The following is a 12739-nucleotide window of genomic DNA, read 5'->3' on the forward strand; positions in this document are numbered from 1 at the left end:
CTTTCAATTCTCAGATCAGCTTGCGGAGCGGCCGAAACGCGTCCCGAACTTCCCTGCTGAAGATGTCGGGCTGCTCCCATGCCGCGAAATGGCCGCCGGCCTCGGCCTGATGGAAGTAGATCAGCTTGTGATAGGCTTTTTCCACCCAGCTCCGCGGTGCCACGAAACTCTCGCCGGGGAACGCGGTGACGGCGGCGGGGATCGTGACATTGGCGGGCAGATAGAGATTGGTCTTGTTTTCCCAGTACAGGCGGCCTGAGGAGATCGCGCTGTTGGTGAGCCAGTACAGCGTGATGTTGTCGAGCACGTCATCGCGGGTGAGCGCGCCGGCCGAATGGCCGTTGACGGCACGTCCGAGCACGGCTGATTGCATCGCGGAGGCCGGCTGGGCGTAGCCGTCGCCGTGATCGAGCAGCCAGGCGGCAAGGCCCGCCGGCGAATCCGCGAACGCCGCAAGGGACTGCGGGCGTGTGCCCATGATCTGCGCATAGGCACGCCGCTTCGCGAATTGAAGCTTGATCTGCTCGAAGGCGTGCTGCTCCTCCGCCGACAGATCGTCCGGCGCGGGACCTCCGGAGGAGACGGCCTTGAACACCTCGGGCGGAACGACGCCGGGCAGGTTGACGTGGATGCCGAGCAGCTCCGGCGCACCCAGCTTAGCCATTTCATTGGAGACCGGCGAACCCCAGTCGCCGCCCTGCGCTACGAACTTGCTGTAGCCGAGGCGCTTCATCAGTTGGACCCAGGCCCGCGCGATGCGCTGCGAATCCCAGCCGACCGTGGTCGGCTTGCCGGAGAAGCCGTAGCCCGGCATCGACGGGATCACGAGATGAAACGCATCCGATGCACTGCCGCCATGGGAGGTGGGATTGGTCAGAGGCTCGATGATCTTCATCTGCTCGATCACCGACCCCGGCCAGCCATGTGTGACGATCATCGGCAGTGCATCTCCGTGCTTCGAGCGAACGTGGATGAAGTGAATGTCCAGCCCGTCGATCTCGGTGATGAACTGTGGCAGCGCGTTGAGCCGCGCCTCGACCTTGCGCCAGTCGTAGTCCGTCTGCCAGTAGCGGACGAGATCGCGCAGCATCGCCTGCGGAACGCCCTGCGAGTCGTCGTTGACGGTCTCCTTGTCGGACCATCGGGTTGCGGCCAGGCGGCGGCGAAGGTCAACGAGGTCTGCCTCGGGAATATCGATGTGGAACGGGCGGATCGCATCATCAGCGGCTGCCGCAACCGGGCGCGCCGGAAACAGGCTGGCGGCGCCCGCGGCAGCGAGGCCCAGCGCCGCGCCGGTGAGCAGCCTGCGTCTGTCCTGGTCGATGGCTTCCGGGTTGGATTGGCTTGCGGCAATTGCAACTAGTGTCTTCGATGTCCTGGTCATTGCACTGGCTCCTTTGAACGAGGTGCCGCCGGCAATGCCGCGATCACCTCGGCGGTTGTCTGGATGGAATGCGCGTAAGTCGGGCCGTTCAGCTCGTGGGCGGCATGCATCATCTCGTGCGAGAACGCGGCCGTGGCATCACGCACCAGCGTCACGTGGTAACCGAGCTCCATGGCGAAGCGGGCGGTGGATTCGATGCAGGTGTTGGCCAGCAGACCGACCACGATCACATGCGTGATCCCTTTTTGCTTGAGCAGGAAATCGAGATTAGTGCCGGCAAAGCCGCTCTGCCCCCAATGCTCTCCGGCGATCAGATCGCCCGGTTTCGGCGCGAAGTCCGGATGCCATTCGCCGCCCCATTCGCCGCGCGCGAAGCTGTGACGCTGCATGATCAGTCGCTGGCTCGGGTTGGGGTGATCCCAATCCTCATAGTCGCCCGGCTCCCAGCGACGGTGCGGGACGATCACCACCTGGATGCCCGCGGCGCGCACCGCGCCATCGAGCCGGCGCAGATTGTCGAGCAGGCCGACCTCGTCGACGATCGGCTTGATGCGCGGAAACACCTTGCCACGCTCGGAGAGAAAATCGTTGTAGGGATCAACGAGCAGCAGCGCGGTTCTTCCGCGTGGATAAATGGTCTCGGGCATCGACTGTCTCCTTGACTGCCAAGCGGCCTGTTGCACGGGTTGCGGTTTCGACTATTCGGGCAGCGGCTTGCCCGCCTGCTCGCGGGCGATGTGTTCGGCATACCAGTCCGGCCAGTTCGCATCATGCCCACCGGTCCTCTTCTCATGCTCGCCATGAGCCATCGCCGCTCGGCGGAGCGCGGCGGCGAGATCAGCCGACGAGGAGAAGTTCGTGCTGTTGCCGTCGACGCGACCCGGCAGCCGCTGCGTGACCTGCTGCAGCAGCCAGACATTGCCGTCGGGATCATTGAATGTTGCGAGCGAACCGTAGCTCGGGCGCTCCGGATCCGGTCCCTTGATGCGGCCTTCCGCGCCGCGATGAAACACCTCGCTGACGTCGGCGCCGCGCGCGATCAGCTCGGCGCGTGCTGCTTCGATATCGTTGACGATCAGGTAGCGCGGCAGCCCGGCTCCCGAGCCGAGATGGATCGAGGTCGGTGAACCCGGCGGCGTGAGTTGCACGGCGCGCGAACCGTCGGGCCTGACGAAGTCGGCATCGAGCCGCCAGCCGAGGTCCTGGTAGAAGCGCTTGGCGCGATCGACGTCGGCGACGGGAATGACGACGACCTCGAGCTTCAGATCGACTTTGGCCGCTGCCGGCGCCTGTTCGGTGGTCATGGCTGGCTCCCTGGCGATGAAGACCTGGGCCCAAAGCGGCCCATTGCATTTGCGACGATGCCGGGCCATATTGCTATGAAAATCATAGTAACAAGCCCGATGAAGAAATCGTGATGACGAAAATCAAGGACAATACGACTGACCAAACGCTGTGCCCTGTCGCCCGCGCCGAAACCGTCGTAGGCGACCGCTGGACTGTACTGGTTTTGCGCGAACTGTTCGCGGGCAGTTATCGCTTCGAGGAAATCCAGGCGCAGACCGGTGGCACGCCGCAGATGATCACCGCACGGCTGAAGAAGCTGGAAGCGGACGGTCTGGTGACGCGGCAGGTCTACAACAAGCGTCCGCTCCGGCACGAGTATCATCTCACCGAGAAGGGCGAGGCGTTCTTTCCAGTGCTGATGGCGCTGCGCGCCTGGGGCGAGACCTGGTGCAAGTCACCCAGGGAAGCCCGCGCCATGAATTACACGCACGTCACCTGCGGCAAGCCGGCGGGGCTCGGCCCGGTCTGCGAATCCTGCGGCGAGCCGGTCCGTCGCGACGACATGGTTGGAGAGCGGACGCCCAAATATCAAAAAGAGCGCAACGCGCGATGGGAAGCCTTCAAGGCCAGTCGTTGACCCCTTTGGGACCAACGACGATGCGGACAACGCAATCGCCGTCAGACCAGTGAATCATTTCGACCACGCGGGTCTCTTATGGCCGGGCCCCGCGCAACACAGGAGACCACCATGCCATTCGTTCGTATCGACCTGAAGCGCGGCAAGTCCGCCGAGTATCGCAAGACGCTGGGCGAGATCGTCTACAAGGCGATGCGCGAGACCATCAACGTGCCCGAGAACGACAAGTTTCAGGTCATCACCGAGCATGAGCGCGGCGACCTGAACTACGCCGACAGCTATCTCGGCAACAGCTACAGCGACGATCTGATCTTCATCCAGATCACCATGAATGCCGGGCGTACGGTCGAGATGAAGAAGGCGTTCTACAAGCGCATCGTGGACGACTATCAGAGCCAGTTGCAGGGACGGCCCGACGATGTCGTCATCAACCTGGTCGAGGTCGTCAAGGAGAACTGGTCGTTCGGCCACGGCATTGCGCAGTACGCGAGCTGATCAGCGGAACAGTCATGCGCGGGACGGCGGGGCGCCCTGACCGGCGGCCTGCCGTCCGCCGCTTGCGGCGGCCGTTGCCAGCACGCATAGTGTGCCCCGTGCACGAACAACAAGCAGGGAGGCAACCATGAGGACGATCGCAGCCGCGCTGTGCGCGCTTGCGCTGATCGCAACCGGTGCGCAGGCACAGACGCTGAAGGATTTCATGGCCACGGTCATGAAGAAATGGACCGCACCGTTCGAGCCGTACCAGCTGATCGACAACATCTACTATGTCGGCACCGACGGGATCGCGGTCTACGTCATCAAGACCTCGCAAGGCCTGATCCTGATCGACACGGCGATGCAGCAATCGACCGGCATGATCAAGGACAACATCACGAAGCTCGGCTTCAAGGTCGCCGACATCAAGATCATCCTCAACAGCCACGCCCATCTCGATCACACCGGCGGCTTTGCCGAGATCAAGCAGGAGACCGGCGCGCAAATGATCGCCGGCGAGCGCGACAAGCCCCTGCTCGAGGGCGGCTACTATCCGGGCGACGAGAGCAACGCCGATCTGGCCTTCACGCCCGTCAAGGTCGACCGCGCCGTGAAGGAAGGCGACAAGGTCACGCTCGGCGACACCACGCTGACCGCGCACGCCACGCCCGGCCATTCGCCGGGCTGCACCAGCTGGGAGATGACCGTGAAGGACGGCACCGAGAAGCGCGACGTGCTGTTCTTCTGCAGCGGAACCGTTGCCCTGAACCGGCTGGTCGGCCGTCCGACCTATCCCGGCATCGTCGACGACTACCGTTCGACCTTCGCCAAGGTCAAGGCGATGAAGGTCGACGTGCTGCTCGGGCCGCATCCGGAGGTCTACGACATGCAGGCCAAGCGCGCCGAGATGAAGGATGGCGCGCCGAACCCGTTCGTCAAGCCGGGCGAAAACGCCACCTATGTGGCGGGGCTGGAGCAGGATTTCGACAAGCAGCTCGCCAAGCAGACCGCTGCGCTGCAGAAGGACAACTAGCGCTCAATTTTCAGCCGTTGCCGCGGCAACCATGGGTGCCGCGGCTTGACATCGTCGGGCAATCCATCGACAGGTGGATTGCCTTTCCGCTTTTGCCGCGCGCAATGACGGGAACGTAACAAGACACGAAATGGGAGCCGCCCGATGTCGTCGCGCAAACCCGCCGCCAGCAAAGGCAAGACCGTCACCGTCAAGGACGCCACCTTCGGCCTGCTGCGCGCGTGGGGCATCAAGAAGGTTTTCGGCAATCCCGGTTCGACCGAGCTGCCTTTCCTGAGCGACTGGCCCGACGACATCGACTACGTGCTCGGCCTGCAGGAGGCTTCAGTGGTCGGCATGGCCGACGGCTATGCGCTGGCGACCCGCAATGCCGGCTTCGTCAATCTGCATTCGGCGGCCGGCGTCGGCAACGCGCTCGGCAACATCTACAACGCCTATCGTAACCAGACCCCGATGGTGATCACCGCCGGCCAGCAGGCGCGCTCGATCATGCCGTTGCAGGCGTTCCTCTACGCCGAGCGCGCCTCCGAATTCCCGCGGCCTTACGTGAAATTCGCGGTCGAACCGGCGCGCGCCGAGGACGTACCCGCCGCGATCGCGCGCGCCTATTATGTCGCGATGCAGCCGCCCTGCGGGCCGACCTTCGTCTCGGTCCCGATCGACGATTGGGCGCATGCGACGCAGCCGCTCGATGCGCGCCAGGTCAGCCGCGAGATCGGCCCGGATGCGGCCGCGATGCAGGCGCTGGCGGCCGCGCTCGGCGAGGCCAAGCGCCCTGCCCTCGTCGTCGGCCCCGCCGTCGATCGCGCCGAGGCGGTCGACCTCATGGTGAAGGTCGCCGAGAAGACCAAGGCTACGGTCTGGGCGAGCCCGTTCTCGGCGCGCTGCTCGTTCCCCGAACGGCATCCGCAATTTGCCGGCTTCCTTCACGCAGCGCCGGGCCAGCTCTCCGACGCGCTGCGCGAGCACGATCTTGTCGTCGTGGTCGGCGCGCCCGTCTTCACCTTCCACGTCGAGGGCCATGCCGCGATCTTCGACGGCGCGACCACGATCTTCCAGATCACCGACGATCCCGATGCCGCCGCGATGACCCCGACCGGCCACAGCATCGTCGCCACCATGAAGCCGGCGCTGTCGGCGCTGCTCGAGTTGCTGCCCGAAACGAAGCGTGCGGCACCGGCCGGCCGCATCCTGCCACCAGCGCCCGCAGCCGGCGACCCGATCCCCGCCGAATATGCGCTACACGCGCTCTCGGCGGCGATGGGGCCGCACGATGCGCTGGTCGAGGAGGTGCCGTCGCATCGCCCGCTGATGCAGAAGGCGATGCCGATGCGCGGCCAGGACAGTTTCTACACCATGGCGAGCGGCGGCCTTGGCTACAGCCTGCCAGCCGCGGTCGGCATGGCACTCGGCCGCAGCACGGGGCGCACGGTTTGCCTGATCGGCGACGGCTCGGCGATGTATTCGATCCAGGCGCTGTGGACTGCGGCGCAGCGCAAGCTGCCGCTGACGGTCGTGGTGATGAACAATTCCGGCTACGGCGCAATGCGCTCGTTCAGCCAGGTGATGCAGGTGCGCAATGTGCCGGGCCTCGACCTGCCCGGCATCGATTTCGTCAAGCTCGCCGAGGGCATGGGCTGCGACGCGGTGCGGGTGACGAAGTCGGCCGAACTCGCGGACGCCTACAAGCGTGGCTTGTCGGCAACCGGCGCCAGCCTGATCGAGGTGATGGTCGATTCCGCGGTGCCGCTGCTCTACACGCAGAAGGGCTGAGCGGCAGACGCAATTTCTACGCTCTCGTCAGGAAGGCACCGGCGGAAGAGTTCCCTCCCCCTTGCAGGAGAGGGAGCCTGACCAGGGTGCTCACCTCACGGCGACGGACTTGGGCACACGCGCCGCGAGTCACGTCCCGTAGCTCTCGCGCATCTTGGCCTGGATCTTGGCCATGCCGCCGATCCAGCGGTCGTAGTTCTCGGTCTTCTTGCGCATGTAGCCAAGCACCTGCGGGTGCGGCAGGATCAGGAAGGTCTCCTGCTCGATACCCCTCAGCGCGTCCTGCGCGACCTGCTCCGCCGTGAGATCGCCGTCGCCGGATTGCGGGCCCTTCGGGATCGAGCGCAGCATGTTGGTGTCGACGCCCTGCGGGCAGAGGATCGAGACCTTGATGTTGTCGGCGCGGTGCGAGATCGCGAGGTTTTCGGCGAAGCCGACCGCGGCGTGCTTGGTGGTCGAGTAAGCGGGACTGCCGACCTGGGACAAGAGGCCCGCGGCCGAGATCGTGTTGAGAAAGTAGCCCTCGCCGCGCGCCTTCATGCGCGGCACCAGATGCCGCGCGGCATAGACATGCGCCATCACGTGGATCGCCCAGCTCCGCGACCACGGCTCGTCCGAGGTGCCGCCGGCATTCTTCGACAGCGGATCGAAGCCGCCGCCGATGCCGGCATTGGAGCAGAACAGCGCGATCGGGCCGAACATGCGCTCGGTCTCCTCGATCACATGCAGGACGTTCTTCTCCTGACCGACGTCGCATTTGAAGGCGGCGCCGCCGACCGAGGCGGCGACCTTCTCGGCGGCCGCATGATCGAGATCGACCACCACGACCTTGGAGGCACCGGCGGCGTGGAACGCCTCGCACAGCGCCTTACCGATGCCATTGCCACCGCCGGTGACCACCACGACCTTACCTGCCACCTGCATGGCCATCCTCCCGATATCTTGATTTCAGGGCATGATCCGGAAGCCGGTCTCATGCTCAACGAAGAGCGACCATGATAGCGCATCTTTTGCCGATGCATGATCTTTTCGAGAGGCCGGCCCGGCCTTCTGAAGTCCGCGCTAGCTCGCCAGCACCACGTCGAACACCGCCGTATAGTGGCAGGCGGCTCCGAGCAGCACGAAGCCGTGCCAGATCGCATTCTGGAAGCGCAGCCGCCGCCAGGAGTGGAAGATCACGCCGAGGCTGTAAAGAATGCCGCCCGCCAGCACGAAGCCGAGCGCCATCGCCGGCAGCGCCTTGACGACGCGGTCGTAGAGCATGATGCCGCTCCAGCCCATCGCGAGATAGAGCCCGACCGAGAGCCGGTCGAAGCGGCCGGGATAACGCAGCTTGAGCCAGATGCCGACGATCGCCACGCACCACACGCCGACCAGGAGCGCGATCGCAAAATAGCTGTCCTTCAATTCCACGATGAACGGCGTGTAGGTCGCGGCGATCAACAGATAGATCGCGGAGTGATCGAAGCGCCGCAGCACCCATTTGGCGCGCGACACCGGCCAGAGATTATAGGTCGCCGACAGCGTCAGCATCGCGAGCAGGCCCGCGACATAGACCGACACCACGGCGACATCGAACGGGCCGGCATAGACCGCGGTCAGCACGATCAGCGCGGTGGCTGCAACCAGCCCGAAAGCGACGCCGACCAGATGAACGACGCCGTCGGCGATCAGCTCGGCCCGGTCGTAGTCCCACAGCGCGGTACCAGCCGCGTGGATCGAGGTCGAGGCGAGTTGCTTCAGGCGGAAGACCGTCATGCAGGCTTTCCTGTGGGCCGATGGATATGGGTAACGCGGGTGGCGTGATGCGTTCAATTCCCCTCGCCTGTAAAGGCGCCGGAAATGTGAAGCTTGATTTTGGCCCGATAATCGCCACCTTGCGGGTGATCGCCCGCCCTTTTGGTCCCTCCTGCCGGGTTTGTCGTTAACCCTCCATGCCCCCGAGTTTCTCTGATATCGTCGAGGAAGCCCGTCTCTCGGCGCGGGCGCTGCTCGACTATGGCGAGGGCTTGTTCAACCCGACGGTGCGGCTCGGCGTCACCGGCCTGTCGCGCGCCGGCAAGACCGTGTTCATCACTGCGCTGGTGCACGGCCTGACCCGCGGCGGCCGCTTCCCGGTATTCGAGGCCTATGCCTCGGGACGGATCGCGCGCGCCTACCTCGCTCCGCAGCCCGACGATGCGGTGCCGCGCTTCGCCTATGAGAACCATGTCCGGACATTGGTCGAGGAACGGCTTTGGCCGAGCTCGACCACCGACATCTCCGAACTCCGGCTCGTGATCGAGTATCAGCGGCAAAATGGCGCGGACCGCACGCTCACCCTCGATATCGTCGATTATCCCGGCGAATGGCTGCTCGACCTGCCGCTGCTGAGCAAGAGCTACGAGCAATGGTCGGCGGAAAGCCTTGCGTTGTCGCGCGAGCCGCTGCGCGCGAAACTCGCGGCGCCCTGGCACGCCCATCTGGCCACGCTGAAGCCCGAAGCGAGAGAGGACGAGCAGGCCGCGCTCACCGAGGCGCGCCTGTTCACCGATTATCTTCGCGCCTGCCGCGACGAGCGTTTCGCGATGAGCCTGCTGCCGCCGGGCCGCTTCCTGATGCCGGGCAATCTCGCCGACACGCCGGCGCTGACCTTCGCGCCGCTCGACGTGCCCATGGACGGCAGCGCGCCCGATCACTCGCTATGGGCGATGATGCGGCGACGATACGAGGCCTACAAGGACGTCGTGGTGCGGCCGTTCTTCCGCGACCATTTCGCGCGGCTCGATCGCCAGATCGTGCTCGCCGATGCGCTCGCCGCGTTCAATGCCGGCCCCGAGGCCTTGCACGACCTCGAGGCTGCGCTCGCCGGCATCCTCGACTGCTTCCGGATCGGCCGCAGCACGATCCTGAGCGCGCTGTTCCGGCCGCGCATCGACCGCATCCTGTTCGCGGCGACCAAGGCCGACCACCTGCACCACCAGAGCCACGACCGGCTCGAAGCCGTGCTGCGGCGGATCGTGGCCAGGGCCGCCGCGCGCGCCGAATATGCCGGCGCCGAAATCGACGTCGTCGCGCTCGCCGCGGTGCGCGCCACCCGCGAGGCGCAGGTCCAGCGCGGCCGGGACAGACTGCCGTCGATCCTCGGCACGCCGGCACCGGGCGAGGTCGCCAACGGCGAGACGCTGGATGGCGAGACCGAGGTCGCGACCTTTCCGGGCGACCTGCCCGACAATCCGGAGGAGCTGTTCAATGGAGGATTCCGCGGCCTCTCCAGCTCGGGCGCCGAGGCGGCCGATTATCGTTTCCTGCGCTTCCGGCCGCCGAAGCTGGAACGAAACGGCGATGCGGAGCCGGCGCTGCCTCACATCCGCCTTGACCGCGCCCTCCAGTTCCTGATCGGAGACAAACTGCAATGAACGAGAAGACGCCCCCGCGGCGGCCGGCGACGTTCAAGCTCGACGATCCCGGCGTGGTCGTGATGGATCCGGAGGATAGCGGCCGTCTCACGCGCGGCACGATCCAGATCGTGCCCGAGGCTGAGCCGGCACAGCTGCCGGTGCCGGCAGATACGCCGCTGCTGCCCGCGCGCCGCGGCTTCCGCTGGGGCACGCTGTTCTGGAGCGCGGTCGCGGGCCTCGTCGTGCTCGGCAGCGGGCTTGGCGTCCTCAACCTGATCGAGGATCTGTTCGCGCGCAACGAAGGCCTCGGCTTCCTCGGGCTGGCGCTCGCCGTGGTCGCTGCGGTGGCGCTGGCGGTCGTCACCATGCGCGAGCTGGTCGGCCTGGCGCGGCTTGCGACCATCGAGAAGCTGCATCTGCGCGCCGCCGAGGTGCTGATCAGCGACGACCGCGCCGCGAGCCGGGCCGTCGTCGCCGACCTGCTCAAACTCGCGCACCACACCCCGCAACTCGCCCGCGCGCGCAGCGCGCTGCAGAGCCACACCGATGATATCATCGACGGTGCCGACATGATCCGCCTCGCCGAGCGCGAATTGATGACGCCGCTCGACGAGGAGGCGCGGCGGCTGGTGTCGTCGGCGGCGCAGCGCGTCTCTGTCGTCACCGCGGTCAGCCCGCGCGCGCTGTTCGACGTGCTGTTCGTGTTCGTGGCGAGCTTGCGGATGATCCGGCAGCTGGCGCGGCTCTATGGCGGCCGGCCCGGCGCGCTCGGCATGATCCGCCTGCTGCGCCACGTGATCGCGCATCTCGCGATCACCGGCGGCATGGCCGCGAGCGACAGCCTGATCCAGCAGATGCTCGGCCACGGCATCGCGGCAAAACTCTCGCAGCGGCTCGGCGAAGGCATGCTCAACGGCCTGTTGACCGCCCGCCTCGGCCTCGCCGCGATCGACGTCACCCGCCCGCTTCCCTTCAACGCTTTGCCCCGCCCCGCGCTGACCGATCTGGCGAAGGATTTGATCCGCAAGCGCGACGAAGAGGAATAGCGCTTCGTCGTTTCGACGCGGAACGGCGCCCATCGCTGCGCCCTCTCCCTTGTGGGAGAGGGCAGCTCAGGCAGCCGTCAAAGGCTCGCTTGGGTGAGGGGTATCCATCCTTACACACCGCGCCTGCGGAGAGGGGCCCCTCATCCGGCAGCCTTTGGCTGCCACCTTCTCCCACAAGGGGAGAAGGTGATCTCGCAAGGCTCTGAGAGCATCGCCAGCACGCGCCAGCGGAAGAATGTGGTGTCCGGCGGCGGCGACAGATCGGGCGTCCAGCCTGAGATCTTCTCCAGCGCGTAGGTGTCCATCACCATGCCGCGCCAGCTTCGCGTCACGCGCTCCAGCGGCTGACGCACCGCAGTGGTTTCATTCCACAGCGGCAGATTGTTCTCGGGTTCGCGCCCGACGTAGATGCCTGTGTGATCGCGGATCTTGTCCATGCCGGGATCGGCAAAGCCCTGGAAGCGGCCGCGCTCGTTGATCTCGACCACCGGCACCCGACCGCGCAGCATCCACCTCAGCATCGCATAGGTGCGGTAGTCCGTGGTCGCGACCCAGGTCGCGCCGGTCGCCTCAACCTGCGCCAGGGTATGCGCGGCCACCGCGTCGTAGCCTGCCTCGGTGCCGATCGGATCGGTAGGGCCGATCAGATTCCACGGCGCGAACATGTAATACAGGAACACGCAGACGACGAAGGCGATGCCTGTCGAGATCGCGGTCCGAGCCCAATAGATCGTCGATTTGGCGAGACCGGTCGACCAGCCCTCGAACGGCATCCGCGTCAGATTGATGGCGACCGCAGCAAAGCCGGCCGGCCACAAGAACATCGGCCAGGTGTCGCCGACCCGCAAGGTCAGCGACTTCCAGAGGAAATAGACGAGCGGCACCAGCACCGCCGTCGCCAGCAGGATCGCCACCGGCTCGCGCTTGCGATAGCCGCGCCAGGCCGTCAGCCCTGTTGCGAACAGCGTCACCGGCAGCAGCACGAAACCGACCAGGCCGAACTGCATGCCGATGAATTCGCCGAGGGTGCGCAGCGTCAGATCGCGTTCGACGGTGGCGCGCACCGCCTGGAAGCGAAACGAGGCCCAGTCATGCTCCGCATTCCAGATCAGCACCGGCGAGAACACGACGATCGCGATCAGCGCGGCGAGGTAGGGATACGGGCTGCGCAGCCAGCGCCAGCGCCAGTCCGGCACCAGCGCAAAGGCGAGCACCGCCGGCGCGAACATGATCGCGGTGAATTTCGACAGCAGCGCAAGCCCTGCGAACAGCCCGGCGGCGAGCCACCAGCGCCCATCATGGCTCTGCGCGAGCCGCACCAGCGACCACAGCATCGCCACCGAGAACGGGATCAGCGCCGTGTCGGGCGCCACCTTGGCCATCAACAACCCGTAGTAGAGTGCGGCTTCCGGCAGCAGCAACGCCAGCATAACCGCGCGGACATTGTTTGACGTGACGCGACGGACGATGTCGGCGAGCAGCAGCTGGGTCACCAGCATCGCCACAATGCCACCGAGGCGGACGCCGAGATTGGTGTCGCCGAGAACAGCGGTGCCGAAGCGGATGAACCAGGCGACCATCGGCGGATGGTCGAGGAACGACAGCACGTTTTCCTTCGACCAGGTCCAGTAATAGGCCTCGTCGGTGCGCAAATCGAGCGCATGGGCATAGACCAGCCGCATCGCGGTCATGGCAACGATCGCGGCGATGACGCCCCGCCAA

11 protein-coding genes and 1 pseudogene are annotated in these 12739 nt (G+C 65.8%); 6 read left to right on the forward strand and 6 right to left on the reverse strand.

Going from position 1 to position 12739, the window contains the following annotated elements; genetic code table 11:
• Positions 1 to 10: 10 nt before the first annotated feature.
• Genes JQ507_26395 through JQ507_26405 form a run of 3 tightly spaced genes read right to left on the reverse strand, consistent with a single transcriptional unit; the run spans position 11 to position 2688 of the window.
• Positions 11 to 1384, reverse strand: a complete 1374-nt coding sequence (locus JQ507_26395; protein QRI68424.1) for an alpha/beta fold hydrolase — start codon at positions 1382 to 1384, stop codon at positions 11 to 13.
• A complete protein-coding gene (locus JQ507_26400; protein QRI68425.1) occupies positions 1381 to 2031 on the reverse strand; it encodes a cysteine hydrolase in 651 nt (216 codons plus the stop codon). Before JQ507_26400 ends, JQ507_26395 begins: the two co-directional genes overlap by 4 nt.
• A 51-nt stretch (positions 2032 to 2082) precedes the next feature.
• The gene (locus tag JQ507_26405; protein QRI68426.1) at positions 2083 to 2688 is read right to left on the reverse strand and encodes a VOC family protein; all 606 of its coding nucleotides are present in this window, start codon (positions 2686 to 2688) and stop codon (positions 2083 to 2085) included.
• Positions 2689 to 2801: 113 nt separating this feature from the next.
• On the opposite strand from JQ507_26405, the gene JQ507_26410 reads away from it, so the two are divergent.
• The 4 genes from JQ507_26410 to JQ507_26425 all read left to right on the forward strand — a co-directional run bounded on the left by JQ507_26410 (position 2802) and on the right by JQ507_26425 (position 6591).
• On the forward strand, positions 2802 to 3308 hold the full coding sequence (locus JQ507_26410; protein QRI68427.1) for a helix-turn-helix transcriptional regulator: 507 nt from the start codon (positions 2802 to 2804) through the stop codon (positions 3306 to 3308).
• Positions 3309 to 3419: 111 nt separating this feature from the next.
• Complete coding sequence (locus tag JQ507_26415; protein QRI68428.1) at positions 3420 to 3803, forward strand: tautomerase family protein; 384 nt, start codon at positions 3420 to 3422, stop codon at positions 3801 to 3803.
• A gap of 127 nt (positions 3804 to 3930) precedes the next feature.
• A complete protein-coding gene (gene blaBJP / locus JQ507_26420) occupies positions 3931 to 4818 on the forward strand; it encodes a BJP family subclass B3 metallo-beta-lactamase (GenBank protein QRI68429.1) in 888 nt (295 codons plus the stop codon).
• 144 nt (positions 4819 to 4962) lie between these two features.
• Complete coding sequence (locus tag JQ507_26425; GenBank protein QRI68430.1) at positions 4963 to 6591, forward strand: benzoylformate decarboxylase; 1629 nt, start codon at positions 4963 to 4965, stop codon at positions 6589 to 6591.
• A gap of 129 nt (positions 6592 to 6720) precedes the next feature.
• Here the strand turns inward: JQ507_26425 and JQ507_26430 are convergent, their stop codons facing one another.
• Both JQ507_26430 and JQ507_26435 read right to left on the reverse strand, forming a co-directional pair.
• Positions 6721 to 7515 (reverse strand): SDR family oxidoreductase, encoded by a 795-nt coding sequence (locus tag JQ507_26430; protein ID QRI68431.1) that lies wholly within the window; start codon positions 7513 to 7515, stop codon positions 6721 to 6723.
• A 138-nt stretch (positions 7516 to 7653) separates the two neighbouring features.
• Positions 7654 to 8349, reverse strand: a complete 696-nt coding sequence (locus JQ507_26435; protein QRI68432.1) for a hemolysin III family protein — start codon at positions 8347 to 8349, stop codon at positions 7654 to 7656.
• Between the two features lie 176 nt (positions 8350 to 8525).
• Between JQ507_26435 and JQ507_26440 the strand changes: the two genes are divergently transcribed.
• Both JQ507_26440 and JQ507_26445 read left to right on the forward strand, forming a co-directional pair.
• On the forward strand, positions 8526 to 9989 hold the full coding sequence (locus tag JQ507_26440) for a YcjX family protein (GenBank protein QRI68433.1): 1464 nt from the start codon (positions 8526 to 8528) through the stop codon (positions 9987 to 9989).
• Complete coding sequence (locus tag JQ507_26445; protein QRI68434.1) at positions 9986 to 11017, forward strand: TIGR01620 family protein; 1032 nt, start codon at positions 9986 to 9988, stop codon at positions 11015 to 11017. The genes JQ507_26440 and JQ507_26445 overlap by 4 nt, the downstream gene beginning before the upstream one ends.
• Before the next feature lie 212 nt (positions 11018 to 11229).
• On the opposite strand, the pseudogene JQ507_26450 reads toward JQ507_26445, so the two are convergent.
• Positions 11230 to 12708, reverse strand: a pseudogene (locus tag JQ507_26450) (glycosyltransferase family 39 protein).
• Positions 12709 to 12739 lie beyond the last annotated feature (31 nt).

Origin of the sequence: Bradyrhizobium sp. PSBB068, from assembly GCA_016839165.1 — a bacterium.
Taxonomy (GTDB): Bacteria; Pseudomonadota; Alphaproteobacteria; order Rhizobiales; family Xanthobacteraceae; genus Bradyrhizobium.